Source organism: Halomonas sp. NyZ770 (genome assembly GCF_020616575.1).
GTDB classification, from domain to species: Bacteria; Pseudomonadota; Gammaproteobacteria; order Pseudomonadales; family Halomonadaceae; genus Vreelandella; species Vreelandella hamiltonii.
In genome coordinates, this window is the sequence record NZ_CP085143.1 from 1,942,484 (window position 1) to 1,955,451 (window position 12,968).

Here is a 12,968-nt window from a genome sequence, read left to right on the forward strand (position 1 = left end):
CGCGTTAAGGTGGCGGCACAATACCGTCCGTCCCGACGTGACCATTTCGCTTTTAGCAGGATCGTGCCACATGTACCGTTATGATATTCACGACCAGACGCTGGTCGATGAGCGCGTCGCTCAGTTCCGCGACCAGATGGAACGCTACCGCGCAGGGCGTTTGGGAGAAGAAGAGTTCCGCCCCCTGCGGTTGCAGAACGGGCTCTACATCCAAAAGCATGCCCCGATGCTGCGCATTGCCATTCCCTACGGCATGCTGGCGGGCTATCAGCTGCGCGCGCTGGCGGAGATCACCCGTCGCTACGACCGCGGCTATGGCCACTTCACCACGCGCCAGAATCTCCAGCTGAACTGGCCCGCCCTGGAAGACGTGCCGGACATCCTGGCAGAACTGGCCAAGGTGCAGATGCACGCCATCCAGACCAGCGGCAACTGTATCCGTAATACCACCAGTGACCAGTTTGCGGGTATCGCCAACGATGAAGTGGAAGACCCGCGCCCGTGGTGCGAGCTGATTCGCCAATGGTCGACGCTGCACCCCGAATTCGCTTACCTGCCGCGTAAGTTCAAGATCGCCGTCACCGGCGCCGCTCAGGACCGTGCAGCCATTCAGGTGCATGATATTGGCCTGCGCCTGTGGCGCAACGATGAAGGTGAGCTGCGCATTTCGGTACTGGCAGGCGGTGGCCTGGGACGTACGCCGATGATTGGTGACGTGGTCCGCCATGACCTGCCCTGGCAGCACCTGCTGACCTACCTGGAAGCCTGTGTACGGGTGTACAACCAGTTTGGCCGCCGCGACAACAAGTTCAAGGCGCGCATCAAGATCCTGGTCAAGGCGCTGGGTATCGAAGAGTTCCGTCGCCGCGTCGATGAAGAGTGGGCCCACCTGAAGGATGGCCCGCAAACGCTGAACCAGGCCGCCGTGGATGCCGCCAAGGTGCACTTCCCGGAGCCCGAGCGCCGCCCTGTCAGCGAGAGCGCCATCGACGCCTACGAACAGCTGCGCGGTGAAAACCGCAGTTTTGCGCGTTTCGTCACCAACAACGTGACCGACCACAAAGTGCCGGGCTACAAGGCCGTGACGCTGTCGCTCAAGCGCCGTGAGCACGCGCCTGGCGACGTGACCGCCGACCAGATGGACGCCGTTGCCGACCTGGCAGACCGTTACAGCTTCGGTGAAGTACGTGTTACCCATGAGCAGAACCTGGTGCTCTCGGACGTGCCCGTCGACGAGATCGAAGCACTCTGGAACGAGCTGGACGCGCTGGGCATGGCCAACCCCACGGTAGGCACGCTCAACGACATCATCTGCTGCCCCGGCGGTGATTACTGTGGCCTTGCCAATGCGGTGTCGATCCCCATCGCCCAGGCGCTTCAGGAGCGTTTCGAGGACCTCGACTTCCTTTACGACCTGGGGCCGCTGGACCTGAACATCTCCGGCTGCATGAACGCCTGTGGTCACCACCACGTTGGACATATCGGCATTCTGGGCGTCGACAAGAAAGGCGAAGAGTATTACCAGATCTCGATTGGCGGTAACGCCACCGATGATGCTTCGTTAGGCAAGATTCTCGGCCCCTCCTTCTTCCGCGAAGACGTGCCGGGTGTGGTCGAGAAAGTGCTGGAAGTGTACGTGGCCGAACGCCACGAAGACGAGCGCTTCCTGGATACCTACCGTCGCATTGGCCTGAAACCCTTCAAGGAGCGTGTTTATGCCCAGCAATGACACTCAAGCCGAAGCGCTGCCACAGACGCCGGTGCACGTGGATCACCTGATCGAAGAGGGTGAGTTGGCCGCAGAGAATGCCTGGTGCGTTTCCTACGATGCCGACGCGCTGCCCGAGCAGCGCCCTGCGTTCGTGCCGCTGGCGCTCTGGCAGGCAAACAAGGAAGATGCGGAACTGGCCCCCCTGCTGGCCAGTGATACCGAGCTGAATGCCGAGCTGGCCAGCACGCTCGATAAAGCACCTGCCGTTGCCGTCGATTTTCCTGCCTTTACCGATGGCCGTGGTTACACCATTGCCCGCCTGCTGCGGGAGCGTTACGGCTTCACGGGGGAAATTCGTGCAGTGGGTGACGTGTTGGTCGACCAGCTCGATTACATGCGCCGCTGCGGGTTTTCGACCATGGCCCTGCGGGATGATCAGCACCCCGAAGACGCCCTACGTGCCCTCAACGCCTTCAGCGTTCGCTACCAGACGGACGTCGAAGAGCGTCAGGCGCTGTTCGAGAAGCGTTTGACCGCCAGCCACTAGGCGCGGCCATACGTTAAAAAAACGCCGACCGGGGCAGCCCCTGTCGGCGTTTTTGCGTTCAGCCTCGCCGTTTCTGCTGGCGCTCTCGATTGTGGGCCTTGGCGCGATCGCTCTTGCGCAGCATCACCCAGGTGGCGCCCAACCCGCCCTCCGACGGCTGGGCGGAGACATACGCCTGCACTTCGTCGAACTGGGTCAGCCACTTGGCGATATAAGAGCGTAATACGTTGGCTGGGCTATCCAGCTCGCGGCCACGACCATGCACGATCAGCACCGAGCGCAAGTCGTGGGCATAGGCCTCCTGAATGAACGGAAACAGCATGCGCCGGCACTCCGCCAAAGGTCTGCGCAGCAGGTGAAGCTGAGCTTGAACGCTGTAACCGCCGTGCTTCAACTTATCGACCACGCCTTGCTGGGTCCCCTCGCGGCGAAACTCGATGGGGTCGAAAGGAGGCAGCAGATCGACAAAATCATCGGACAGAAAATTGCGCTCATCGAAGCGCTGAGCGGCGCTCTCACGTCTGGCCAGCTGCGCCTCGGAGGGCGTTTGCCGCCGAGGGCCTGTATCGGCACGGTTTCGCTTGGCCAGCGGCGTTACCTCGCCGACTAGCGAACGGAAATCCAACTCATCCCGAAGTGACTGACTCATATCAGGCTCCTTTCGTCAGCTATAGAGTGCCACGCTATCTTCTACCATCGTAGCAAACCCCGCGATATTGCTTAAGACTTGTCTTGTGCCGTCACGCCGTTCAAGCTGAGAGATTTGCAACCTGAGGAGTCATGCCCATGGTTTGGGTCAAACGCGGGCTGTGGCTCATAGCGCTACTGCTGATCGGTATGGCCGGGTGGCTGTGGCTGACCATGCTGAGCCCCTGGTTTTATGAGCGCCCCGATACCGTGGCCGAGATCGAACCGCGCACGCATCAGGTGTTCGTCTACGGCACGCTGCTCTACTGGCCGGTGCGCTGGGTGGTCATGGGTGCGTCCGGCAATCCAAGCGAAGCACGGCTACCGGGCTTCGAACGCCGGGGCCTCGACCTGTCGCCCAACCCGGCGGCCCACGTGGAGGGGCTGCTGTTGACCGTGACGGCAGATCAGTTGGAAAGGCTGGACCGCTACGAACGGCTGGGAGTGCGCTATAACCGCATCAAACAGCCGCTGGCCAACGGGCAGCAGGCCTGGGTATATGTGCGCTTGCCAACCCTCGGGCAGCGTTGGCTTGCCCCTCCTGTCGACCTGGCCGCTCTGGTAACATACCCCACATCTTTGACGCCGCCGCCAACCCCAGGCAGCGTCCTTGCCTACTTCAGGCCCCTTCAGGAGCGACCATGAGCAGCGATGCTACCCCTTATGTATTGATTCTCTACTACTCTCGCTCAGGCGCGACGGCAGAGATGGCACGACAGCTGGCCGCAGGCGTGGAAAGCGTGGCAGGTATCGAAGCGCGCCTGCGCACGGTGCCGCCAGTATCGACCACCTGCGAGGCCGTCGACCCCGAGATTCCGGAAGAAGGCGCGGTTTACGCCACGCTGGACGATGTACGCCACTGCAGCGCGCTGGCATTGGGCAGCCCGACCCGCTTTGGCAACATGGCCGCCCCTTTGAAGTACTTCCTGGACAGCACCAGCAACCTCTGGATGAATGGTGCACTGATCGATAAACCCGCCTGTGCCTTCACCTCGACCTCTAGCCTTCACGGTGGCCAGGAGAGCACGCTGCTGAGTATGCTGGTGCCCCTGCTGCACCATGGCATGGTGTACGCAGGCGTACCCTACAGCGAAACCGAGCTGCTGAGCACCCAAACCGGCGGAACCCCCTACGGGGCGAGCCACGTGGCTGGGGCTCGCAGTGACCGTCCGGTGGATGCCGACGAACGTGCGCTGTGCCAAGCACAAGGCAAGCGCATTGCCCGTCTGGCCCTGGCACTCGAAGCAATGCGCCGCAAGGAGGCATCATGAGACAGTGGCTGGATGGTCTGGAACAGCGCCATGGACTGGATACGTTGACCCGTTACTCTCGCCAGCTGGTACTGGGGAGTTTCGCGCTACTGCTGCTGTTGGTCATCTATCGCGGGTTTTTCATTCAAGGGGACGACTTCAACTGGCGGCCGGTGGTGGCATTCATTCTGCCGCTGATACTGTTTCTGCCCTCGATCATTGGCCAGCGTGCGCGCGGCCATGCCTGGTTGGCCTTCGTCAGTCTGCTCTATTTCACCCAAGGGGTCATGCTGGCCACGCTGCCAGGGCAAGGTCTGCGCGGCGTGCTGGAAGCCATCGTGGCACTGGCGCTATTCACCGGCTGCATGGGCTACGCGCGTTTCCGTAGCCGTCAGCAGCACCTGAAAGGCTGATCTTACGCAAACCACAGCCAACCACTGACACCCGCCGCCACCAGCAGCGCACCGACGGCACACAGCCGTTGAGTAGTCGCCGAGTGAACGGCGGGTGCTTCATCCACAGGCGGCCGGGCAAAGCGTTTCACGCCGGTGACCATGGCCGCCATCAGCCCTTCCCCCTTGGCACCATGCAGCGCCACCCCCGCCACATGCACGCCGATCAATATCAACAGCAGATCACTGTTCAAGGCATGTAGCCTGGCGAGATCGCGGCTCAGGTCACGTTCGACCCAGCCGTTCAGCGGCCCCTGAAAAAAGATGTCGTCACTCAGGAACAGGCCACTGAGGGCTTGAAATCCCAGACTCAACAGCAGCAGCACGACCATCCAGCCGCCCAACGGGTTGTGGCTGGCATAGCGAGGCTCCTGGCGCTTCATCAGCGCACGGACATAGTCGGTGGTGCGCGTCGGTGAGTAGAGAAAGGTCGAGAAACGAGCGTAGCGGCTGCCCACCAGGCCCCACAGTACGCGGAAGACGACCAGCCCCAGAATCACGTAGCCCGCCTGCGCATGCACCTCGATGGGAAACAGAAACGGGGCTCCGTCGGTTTTGGTCGTGTAAAAGGCCAGGGCGACGGCGACCAGCAAGGCCAAGTGGCACAGGCGTATCAGCACATCCCACACTGCAATGCGTCTTGTCTGCTTCTGCATTCCCCGTTCCTCTGTCATGGTGCTGGCAAGGTGTCTCATTATCCACGTTGGTATCACAGTCACAAGCGTCGGCATCGGAGCGAGCCATGATCAATGCTTGAGCTTTACGCACAGACCAGCGAACATAACCTGCATACAACTGATGAAAGCAAGGGAGATCCGCTCATGACACGTAACATTGCCGATGTCAGGCGCGACTATGAAGGTGGACGTCTGGAAGAGGCTGCCGCCCCCAGCGACCCGTTTGTACTGTTCGATGAGTGGTTCAGCCTTGCCCTGGAACAGGAAGGCCAGGATGGCAACGCCATGACCCTGGCCACGGTAGACAGCCAGGGACGCCCCCATGCTCGCGTGGTATTGCTCAAGGGCTTCGATGCCCAGGGCATGGTGTTTTTTACCAACTACCACAGCCACAAAGGCAGCGAGCTCAACAATGTGCCTTACGCGGCACTCACTTTCTGGTGGCCGTCGCTGTCACGGCAGGTGCGTATCGAAGGGCCTGTCCAGCAGGTTCCCGCGGCAGAGTCAGACGAGTATTTTGCCAGCCGACCTCGCGGCAGCCAGCTGGGCGCCTGGATCGCTACCCAGAGCGTGGTGATTCCTGACCGCAACTGGATCGAGGAGCGTCAGAAGCGCTTCGAGCAGGCGTATGAGGGCCAGACGATTCCACGCCCGATTCACTGGGGAGGTTATCGAGTCAATCCTGAAATGATCGAGTTCTGGCAAGGCCAGCCAAGCCGCCTGCACGACCGCCTGCGCTACGAGCGCCGCGATGGGGGCGAGTGGAGTCGCTTCCGCCTGGCGCCCTGACGTTGCTTTCCATGTAACCTTGCCTGAGGAGGCCGCTCCTCAGGCAGTACCCGCCCTTAATCCGGCAGGCTCTCCAGGCGGTGGCGCTGCCATTCGCTATCCGGCTCGTTGAGTCTCAGCACGGCATCGATTACCTGCTCCTCCATGTTATAGCGGCAGCGGAACCCCAAATGCTTCATCAGCGCCCGCATGGGGTGGTTGTCCACCATGATCTTGCCGATCATTTCCAGGGTGCCGATGCTGGTGCAGTAATCGATCATTTTCTTCATCAGCAGGCTACCGATCCCCAAGCCCTGCAAATCATCGCGAATGATGATCGAGAACTCGGTGCGAATGTTGTCGGGGTCGTTCCACACTCGCACCACTCCCAGCATCTCCTTGCTGCCATCGTCGTGCTGATGCTCGGCAATGAAGGCCATCTGCCGGTCATAATTGATATGCGAGAGAATCGAGAGGTCACGCTGTGTCAGGCTGGACTTGTTGTGGAAATAGCGAAAACGGATGCTCTCCTCCGACAGCTGCCGGTGAAAGGCGGTGATCAGCGGCGCATCTTCTGCGCGAATTGGCCGCACTTCCACCTGCCAACCGTTTTTCAGGGAGACCCATTCCCGCAGCTCTTCCGGGTACGGCATGATGGCGAACCGGGCGGGAGTGCCCAAATCCATGGCAAAATCCACCGCCAGCATACCGTCACGGTTGAGCAACAGCGGGTTGAGCTCCAGGCCGCGCAGATCGGTCAGGTCGGAGGCCATCTGTGACAGCTTGACCAGCAGCTGGCAGAGCCGCTGGATGTCCCGCTCGGGGTCGGCAGAGTGTTCACGGATCAGCGAGGCAGCATGGGTGCGGCCAACCACATCCGAGGCCAGGCTCATGTTCAGCGGTGGCAGCGCCACCTGCCGGTCCGCCAGCACGTTGACCTTGTAGCCCCCGATACCAAACACGATCAGCGGGCCGAACACCGGGTCTCGGGTGATGCCGGCACATATCTGCATGGAGTGCTTGCCCCGCTGCATGGGCTGAAGGCAGTACTCACGCACGCTGTGCTCGGGAAATTTCTCACGGACCTTGTCTCCCAATTGGCGCACGCCATCGGCCACCTGCTGAGCGCTTTCGAGGTCCTGCAGCAGGCCTGCCGAAATCTTGTGGGGATGTTTTCGATAACGATAGGGCCGACAGTTGCCGTCGTGAATCACTTTCAACGCCTTGGGGCCCGGGAAGCGCTCTGCTACCTGCAAGGCTTCTTCCGGCGACTGAAGGTAGACACTCTCTGCCGTGGGGATGCCGTAGGCTTCCAGTACCCGGGCGGTTTCCGAGTGGGTCAGCGTTTGCCGCCCCTGCTCCTTGGCGTGTTTGATCAGGGCACGGCACTCGGCGCGAATCGCCGGACTGGTGGAAAACGGCAGGCTGGGCGGAATTTCATGCAGCAGCGCCTGCACCCGCTGATAGTCGACCATGTGCATGAAAGCCTTGACCGCTTTTTCCGGTGACGTATAGGTAGGAATCCCCGCCAGATTACAGACATGGCGGGCGTTGAGGGCTTCCTTGAGCCCCATCCAACTGGTCAGCAGGTTGCGCTTGAAGGATTTGCGGTGATCGATCAGCGCCTGGGCAGTGGTCACCGAAGGTGCAAGCCGAGTGGGGGCGTGAACCACCAGTACCGCATCGACATTGGGGTCTGCAGTGACGATTTGCAGCGCCTCGACGAAGCGCTCCGGTGTGGCGTTGCCCCCCAGGTCTACCGGGTTTTCCCCCGGCTTGCTCATGTCGACCTGGCTCTTGTGCAGAGCCGCCTGGGTGTCGGCGTCGAACTCGGCCAGCGTTCCTCCGGCACTGATCAGCTTGTCGATGGCCAGCATGGCAGGGCCCAGGCCGTTGGACACGATGGCCAGGCGGTCTCCCCGCAGTGGTTTCATGCGTGACAGCGTTTCCAGCGCATCCAGCATCTCGTCCGAATCATTCACCCGTACCACCCCCGCCCTGGCAAAGGCAGCGTCGAACACTACGTCACGGTTCGCGATTCCTGGCGTCGGCGGCATGCCGGAAATATCCGATTGCGGGGTTCGGCCACTCTTGATCGCCACCACCAGTCGGTTGCGCGAGGCGTCCCGCACGGAGGTCATGAAATGCTGGGCGTCGGTGACCCGTTCGAGGTGCAGCAGGATGGCCTGGGCCGGTGAGTACTGGTTCACGTAGTCGATCAAATCGGGCAGCAGCACATCGACGCTGTCACCCACGGTAATCAGATGGGAAAAGCCCACGTCCCGCCCCGCCGCCCAGTCGATCATCGCATTGGCCAGCATGCCGGACTGGCCCAGATACGCGACTCGCCCGGCCTTGATAGGTTGGCTGGCATAAGAGGCATTGAGTTTTTTACCTGGCACGATCAGGCCCATGCACTCCGGGCCCAGCACTCGGATGCCAGATTCCCGAGCGGCCTGCAGCATGCGTTGACGAATCGACCCCTTGTCGCCCTCCTCGCGGTCCAGATAGGCGCCGCCTGACAGTACCAGCGCGGCCTTGGCGCCGAACTTGCCCAGCTTGCGGATCAAGCGAGGCACGCCCTCGATAGGCGAGCAGATGACACACAGATCAGGGACTTCCGGCAGCTCGTCGACATTTCTGACGCATTTGACTCCAAACACGCTGTCGTAGCCCCTCAGGTTCACCGCCCATAGCGCACCTTTGAAGCCCGCCTCCTGCACGTTGCCCAACACGAGCCCACCCAGCGATTCAGGCTTTTCAGACGCCCCAAACACGGCAATGGAGCGAGGCTCGAAAAAATGGTGCAGAAAGCGTGTGCTCACGAAGGCATCTCCTCTGACATGGGTCCCTACTGTGTACGACTTATTGACACTGTCGCGCAAGCCCCCGGGGCGATTAAGGTGGCTTTACCGTCACCGGAGCACTTGCATGATTACCGCCTACCTTACCCACCCCCATTGCGTATTGCACCACATGGGGCCGGAACATCCTGAAAGCCCTGAGCGATTGGAAGCCATTCGTGCACGCCTGTCGCTGAGCGGATTGCTGCAACAAACCATGCAGGGGGATGCCAAGGAAGCGGATGATGAAGCGCTTGCGCGGGTGCACCCCCTGCGCCACCTGAAAGCGCTGGAGAAGTGCGTGCCCGATGAAGGTATCGTGACGCTGGACAGCGATACCATGATGAACCCGGAGAGCCTGAAAGCGGCCAGAGTGGCGGCCGGAGCGGTGATTCGTGGTGTCGATCAGGTTTACAAACGGCAGGCAGACAACGTGTTTTGTGCGGTCCGACCCCCTGGGCACCATGCGGAAGCTGCCGACGCCATGGGCTTCTGCTTCTACAACAACGTAGCGGTGGGCGCTGCCCATGCCCGCGCAAAATATGGCGCTCGGCGTATCGCCATACTCGATTTCGATGTCCATCAGTGCAACGGCACCATCGATATTTTCAAGAATGACCCCGATGTGCTGGTCTGTACCAGCTTCCAGTACCCCTTCTATCCATGGCGTTACCTGCGTAGCGAGTGGCAGAACGTGGTCAACACCCCGCTGGAGGCCGGTACCGACAGCGCGGCGTTTCGCAGCGCCATCGAACGTCAGTGGCTACCGGTGCTGCATGCGTTCAAACCGGACCTGGTGATGCTCTCGGCGGGGTTCGATGCTCACCGCGAGGACCCCATGGGCGACCTATGCCTGGAGGACGAGGACTTTTACTGGGTGACGCACCTGGCCATGGAGATAGCGGCCCTGTATGCCGACAACCGAGTGGTGTCAGTGCTGGAAGGCGGCTATAACCTGACTTCATTGGCCAGTAGCAGTGAAGCACATCTCAAGGCCCTGTTGGGGTTACCTTTCACCGATACGCCCTAGGGCGCCACCGCGCCCCTTTTGCCTGTGGTACCATGCGGCTTTCGTTGACGTTCTCTCTCATTGACGCTCTCACTACGTGACCTTTATGACCGCGACTTCCGAAGAGCATGCCGCGCTGCGCATTGCCTCAGGGCGAAAACCTTTTGTCGAACCGCTGCGCCTGGGTGAGCGGTTGAAGCAGATTCGTCTGGCCAACCAGTGGACCCTGGAAGATGTGAGCCAACGTACCGGCATTGCCCGTTCGACGCTGTCCAAGATCGAAAATGATCAGGTTTCGCCTACGTTCGGGGTGGTTCAGAAGCTGATCAGCGGTTTGAATATCGACCTGCCGCAGCTGTTTACGCCGCCCAAGCGTGAGCGTTACACCATGGGGCGTCGCGATCTTACTCGCAAAGGCAAAGGGCAGCTGCACCCCACCCCCACCTACGAACACGAGCTACTGGGGCATCAGTTGGCTCAAAAGCGCATGATCCCGTTCAAGACCATCGTGCGCGCCCGCAGCTTTGACGAATATCATCAGTGGGTGCGTCACGACGGCGAAGAGTTTTTGATGGTATTGCACGGCGATATCATGCTGTACACCGAGTTTTATGCCCCGTTGGTACTGGCAGAGGGTGACAGCATCTATTTCGACAGCGACATGGGCCACGCGCTGGTGTCGACCAGCCAGGACGATGCCGTGGTGCTCTCGGTCTGTACGCGTGGAGATCTGGTATAGCGCCTGCCATGGTCAGCAGGCGCATGCTCATAGGCAGTTGGTGGGCTTGGGCAAGCCGGCAATCCGCGCAATACGTTTCGGCGGGCTGCCAGGAAAGAGCGTCATCAGATAGATCGAGCGCCCTTTTTCTGCCCCCAGCGCCTGCGTGGTGGCCTTGACCAACGGTCGCATGGCAGGTGCCATCTCGTAACGAGCGTAGAAGTCTCGTACCACGTGAATGATTTCCCAGTGTTCCGCCGTCAACGACATGCCTTCGTCGTTCGCCAGCCACTCTGCTACTTCTTCTGACCACTGGCCTTGCTCTACCAGATAGCCTTCAGGGTCGAGTTGGATTGTTTTAGCCGAATCAAGATAACGGTATAAATGTTCATTGCTCATATCAATACCACGTCAAGATCTGCGGGTGCTGTTCGGTCAAGCGGACAAACATCTGCATATCCGCCAACGACTTGTCAGATACATATCCACTCAAACCGCGGGCTATCACATCGTCATTCAGCGCCAGCATCTCCACGCCTTCCATGCGCCAGCCCCGCCAGGCATCGTGCAGCACGGCCTGAACGGCGTCTTCGATGAGCAGTACCGTGTCACCCGGGGAAACGACTGCCAGCATCTGGTGTGCGGCACTGTGCCCAGGTGGTTTGTTGACTATATGCAGCATCGTATGTCGCCCATTAAAAGGTGAGTACCTGTTCATGACGTGCCAGCAGCGCAGGCAGCTCCACTGCTGGCAAGCACTTGACCCCTTCCCGCAGGTGATCGGGCGTTAAGCTCAGCTCGTCCAGCGCTTCTTGGAGCACCCACAGGTCGTTGATGTCGTACATTTCCAGCATGTTCATCGTAGGCAGCGTCGCTTTTTGGCCCGGCGCGCCAGCGCCCTGCTCCTTGAGCAGCGCAAACACCCCCTGCCCCATGAACAGCAGGCTTACCTCTTCACCAAATGCCGCCGCCACCAGGGCCACATCCAGCCCTTCACGCAAGGCGTTGGACGCATGGGGCCCATGACGAATGATCACCAAACGTTGAGAAGTGCTCATCAATGGCTCCTAGGCAAAGGTGATCAAGCGATCACACTGCTGCTGTAACGTTAAAAGCTGGCCAAGCCCGGTCAGCGAGAACGGAGCCTCCAGGTTGGCCACGCTCTTGCCATGGCGTTTCGCCTCGGACTCATCGAGCAACCCCCGACGCAAGGCCGCAGCCACGCATACATCGAGCATCACGCCGTTGGTCTGGTGAAGTTCTATCCACGCCTCGCGCAGGTTGAGCTCATCCTGAGGCGGCGTCATCAACGACGACGCATTGTGAACCCCATCGCGGTAGAAGAATACACCGGCAACCCGATGCCCACTCGCAATGACCTGATGGGCAAAGCGCAGCGCTGAATGAGGAGCGGCACTTGAATACGGAGCGCCCATCACTAACAGGCCATACTGCATGGCTCACCTCTCGTTTTAGCGAAGCCAAAAAAACAGACCCTACTGGGTAGGGTCTGTTGGTACTTGCATGATGCTCTCATTCAGTGAGCATCCCTGCTACATCAATCGTTGCTCATGATGCCCAGAATGGACAGCAGGCTGATGAACAGGTTGTAGATCGATACGTAGAGAGTGACGGTCGCCAGAATGTAGTTGGTCTCGCCCGCACGATGAACGATCTCACTGGTTTGGTAAAGGATTGCTGCCGAAGCGAACAGTACAAAGCCCGCGGACACCATCAAAGAAAGCGCCGGAATGTTGAAGATCAGCCCGGCTACCATGGCCAGCACCAGCACGATCGCGCCAGCCAGCAGGAAGTTGCCCAGGAAGCTGAAATCTTTCTTGGTCGTCAGCGCAACGGCCGACAGACCGATGAACGTCAGCCCCGTCATGGCCAGCGCGTTCATGATCAGCGCGCCACCGTTGGGCAGTGTCAGATAGGCCGAGATGATGGGGCCCAGCGTAAAGCCCATGAAACCGGTGAACGCGAAGGTTGCCAACAGGCCTGCGGCTGAATTGGCAGTCTTGTGCACCAGGAACATCAGGCCGTAGGCGCCGATGAAGAACACGAAAATGTTCAGCTGCTGAATGCCCATGGCCACGGACACCCCTGCCATGACGGCAGAGAACAGTAGCGTCATCGCCAGCAGCGCGTAGGTGTTTCGCAGAACCTTGTTGGCACTGGCACCACTGACCGTGGTGGTCTGTGCTCTCGCCAGGTTGGAATCGTTAAAAGCCATTATCAGTGCTCCCTATATGGTCATACTCACAACGGACAAGAATGCCGTCCTCAGGTTCCAGACGCAAGTT

16 protein-coding genes are annotated in these 12,968 nt (G+C 60.1%); 8 read left to right on the plus strand and 8 right to left on the minus strand.

Annotation, left to right across the window (positions count from 1 at the left end):
- Nucleotides 1-70: 70 nt before the first annotated feature.
- Both LG409_RS08920 and LG409_RS08925 read left to right on the plus strand, forming a co-directional pair.
- Nucleotides 71-1,729: a nitrite/sulfite reductase gene (locus LG409_RS08920; protein ID WP_096922987.1), complete on the plus strand. Its 1,659-nt coding sequence runs from the start codon at nt 71-73 to the stop codon at nt 1,727-1,729.
- Nucleotides 1,716-2,258 carry a DUF934 domain-containing protein gene (locus LG409_RS08925; protein WP_039177925.1) on the plus strand — a complete coding sequence of 181 codons (543 nt, stop codon included), beginning with the start codon at nt 1,716-1,718 and terminating at the stop codon, nt 2,256-2,258. The genes LG409_RS08920 and LG409_RS08925 overlap by 14 nt, the downstream gene beginning before the upstream one ends.
- A 58-nt stretch (nt 2,259-2,316) precedes the next feature.
- Here LG409_RS08925 and smrA read toward each other — a convergent pair whose 3' ends face one another.
- Complete coding sequence (smrA, locus tag LG409_RS08930; protein ID WP_016913852.1) at nt 2,317-2,907, minus strand: DNA endonuclease SmrA; 591 nt, start codon at nt 2,905-2,907, stop codon at nt 2,317-2,319.
- Nucleotides 2,908-3,044: 137 nt separating this feature from the next.
- Here smrA and LG409_RS08935 point away from each other — a divergent pair, with 137 nt between their 5' ends.
- Genes LG409_RS08935 through LG409_RS08945 form a run of 3 tightly spaced genes read left to right on the plus strand, consistent with a single transcriptional unit; the run spans nt 3,045 to nt 4,608 of the window.
- Complete coding sequence (locus LG409_RS08935) at nt 3,045-3,590, plus strand: gamma-glutamylcyclotransferase family protein (protein ID WP_227408041.1); 546 nt, start codon at nt 3,045-3,047, stop codon at nt 3,588-3,590.
- Nucleotides 3,587-4,216, plus strand: a complete 630-nt coding sequence (gene wrbA / locus LG409_RS08940; RefSeq protein ID WP_096922985.1) for an NAD(P)H:quinone oxidoreductase — start codon at nt 3,587-3,589, stop codon at nt 4,214-4,216. The genes LG409_RS08935 and wrbA overlap by 4 nt, the downstream gene beginning before the upstream one ends.
- Nucleotides 4,213-4,608 (plus strand): DUF2069 domain-containing protein, encoded by a 396-nt coding sequence (locus LG409_RS08945; protein WP_039177918.1) that lies wholly within the window; start codon nt 4,213-4,215, stop codon nt 4,606-4,608. Before wrbA ends, LG409_RS08945 begins: the two co-directional genes overlap by 4 nt.
- Nucleotides 4,609-4,610: 2 nt before the next feature.
- Here the strand turns inward: LG409_RS08945 and LG409_RS08950 are convergent, their stop codons facing one another.
- Nucleotides 4,611-5,303, minus strand: a complete 693-nt coding sequence (locus LG409_RS08950) for a cytochrome b/b6 domain-containing protein (RefSeq protein ID WP_096922984.1) — start codon at nt 5,301-5,303, stop codon at nt 4,611-4,613.
- A gap of 165 nt (nt 5,304-5,468) precedes the next feature.
- On the opposite strand from LG409_RS08950, the gene pdxH reads away from it, so the two are divergent.
- Nucleotides 5,469-6,113, plus strand: coding sequence for a pyridoxamine 5'-phosphate oxidase (gene pdxH, locus LG409_RS08955; protein ID WP_096922983.1), 645 nt, complete (start codon nt 5,469-5,471; stop codon nt 6,111-6,113).
- 56 nt (nt 6,114-6,169) lie between these two features.
- On the opposite strand, the gene LG409_RS08960 is transcribed toward pdxH, so the two are convergent.
- Complete coding sequence (locus tag LG409_RS08960; protein WP_039177913.1) at nt 6,170-8,917, minus strand: bifunctional acetate--CoA ligase family protein/GNAT family N-acetyltransferase; 2,748 nt, start codon at nt 8,915-8,917, stop codon at nt 6,170-6,172.
- Nucleotides 8,918-9,023: 106 nt separating this feature from the next.
- Here LG409_RS08960 and LG409_RS08965 point away from each other — a divergent pair, with 106 nt between their 5' ends.
- Nucleotides 9,024-9,965, plus strand: a complete 942-nt coding sequence (locus tag LG409_RS08965) for a histone deacetylase family protein (protein WP_227408042.1) — start codon at nt 9,024-9,026, stop codon at nt 9,963-9,965.
- An 85-nt stretch (nt 9,966-10,050) separates the two neighbouring features.
- Complete coding sequence (locus LG409_RS08970) at nt 10,051-10,683, plus strand: helix-turn-helix domain-containing protein (RefSeq protein ID WP_039177909.1); 633 nt, start codon at nt 10,051-10,053, stop codon at nt 10,681-10,683.
- A gap of 27 nt (nt 10,684-10,710) precedes the next feature.
- On the opposite strand, the gene LG409_RS08975 is transcribed toward LG409_RS08970, so the two are convergent.
- From LG409_RS08975 to LG409_RS08995, 5 genes are all read right to left on the minus strand, one after another.
- Nucleotides 10,711-11,061, minus strand: coding sequence for a TusE/DsrC/DsvC family sulfur relay protein (locus tag LG409_RS08975; protein WP_227408043.1), 351 nt, complete (start codon nt 11,059-11,061; stop codon nt 10,711-10,713).
- A 1-nt stretch (nt 11,062) separates the two neighbouring features.
- Nucleotides 11,063-11,344 (minus strand): sulfurtransferase complex subunit TusB, encoded by a 282-nt coding sequence (tusB, locus tag LG409_RS08980; protein ID WP_227408044.1) that lies wholly within the window; start codon nt 11,342-11,344, stop codon nt 11,063-11,065.
- Between the two features lie 13 nt (nt 11,345-11,357).
- Complete coding sequence (gene tusC / locus LG409_RS08985) at nt 11,358-11,720, minus strand: sulfurtransferase complex subunit TusC (protein ID WP_144982828.1); 363 nt, start codon at nt 11,718-11,720, stop codon at nt 11,358-11,360.
- Nucleotides 11,721-11,729: 9 nt separating this feature from the next.
- Nucleotides 11,730-12,119: a sulfurtransferase complex subunit TusD gene (gene tusD / locus LG409_RS08990; protein WP_144982831.1), complete on the minus strand. Its 390-nt coding sequence runs from the start codon at nt 12,117-12,119 to the stop codon at nt 11,730-11,732.
- 101 nt (nt 12,120-12,220) lie between these two features.
- Nucleotides 12,221-12,898: a Bax inhibitor-1/YccA family protein gene (locus LG409_RS08995; RefSeq protein WP_039177898.1), complete on the minus strand. Its 678-nt coding sequence runs from the start codon at nt 12,896-12,898 to the stop codon at nt 12,221-12,223.
- Nucleotides 12,899-12,968 lie beyond the last annotated feature (70 nt).

What these genes read in the sequence shown, in the direction of transcription:
- LG409_RS08920 (WP_096922987.1), top strand. Translation starts at nt 71, where the DNA reads ATGTACCGTTATGATATTCACGACCAGACGCTGGTCGATGAGCGCGTC.
- LG409_RS08925 (WP_039177925.1), top strand. Translation starts at nt 1,716, where the DNA reads ATGCCCAGCAATGACACTCAAGCCGAAGCGCTGCCACAGACGCCGGTG.
- smrA (WP_016913852.1), bottom strand. Translation starts at nt 2,907, where the DNA reads ATGAGTCAGTCACTTCGGGATGAGTTGGATTTCCGTTCGCTAGTCGGC.
- LG409_RS08935 (WP_227408041.1), top strand. Translation starts at nt 3,045, where the DNA reads ATGGTTTGGGTCAAACGCGGGCTGTGGCTCATAGCGCTACTGCTGATC.
- wrbA (WP_096922985.1), top strand. Translation starts at nt 3,587, where the DNA reads ATGAGCAGCGATGCTACCCCTTATGTATTGATTCTCTACTACTCTCGC.
- LG409_RS08945 (WP_039177918.1), top strand. Translation starts at nt 4,213, where the DNA reads ATGAGACAGTGGCTGGATGGTCTGGAACAGCGCCATGGACTGGATACG.
- LG409_RS08950 (WP_096922984.1), bottom strand. Translation starts at nt 5,303, where the DNA reads ATGCAGAAGCAGACAAGACGCATTGCAGTGTGGGATGTGCTGATACGC.
- pdxH (WP_096922983.1), top strand. Translation starts at nt 5,469, where the DNA reads ATGACACGTAACATTGCCGATGTCAGGCGCGACTATGAAGGTGGACGT.
- LG409_RS08965 (WP_227408042.1), top strand. Translation starts at nt 9,024, where the DNA reads ATGATTACCGCCTACCTTACCCACCCCCATTGCGTATTGCACCACATG.
- LG409_RS08970 (WP_039177909.1), top strand. Translation starts at nt 10,051, where the DNA reads ATGACCGCGACTTCCGAAGAGCATGCCGCGCTGCGCATTGCCTCAGGG.
- LG409_RS08975 (WP_227408043.1), bottom strand. Translation starts at nt 11,061, where the DNA reads ATGAGCAATGAACATTTATACCGTTATCTTGATTCGGCTAAAACAATC.
- tusB (WP_227408044.1), bottom strand. Translation starts at nt 11,344, where the DNA reads ATGCTGCATATAGTCAACAAACCACCTGGGCACAGTGCCGCACACCAG.
- tusC (WP_144982828.1), bottom strand. Translation starts at nt 11,720, where the DNA reads ATGAGCACTTCTCAACGTTTGGTGATCATTCGTCATGGGCCCCATGCG.
- tusD (WP_144982831.1), bottom strand. Translation starts at nt 12,119, where the DNA reads ATGCAGTATGGCCTGTTAGTGATGGGCGCTCCGTATTCAAGTGCCGCT.
- LG409_RS08995 (WP_039177898.1), bottom strand. Translation starts at nt 12,898, where the DNA reads ATGGCTTTTAACGATTCCAACCTGGCGAGAGCACAGACCACCACGGTC.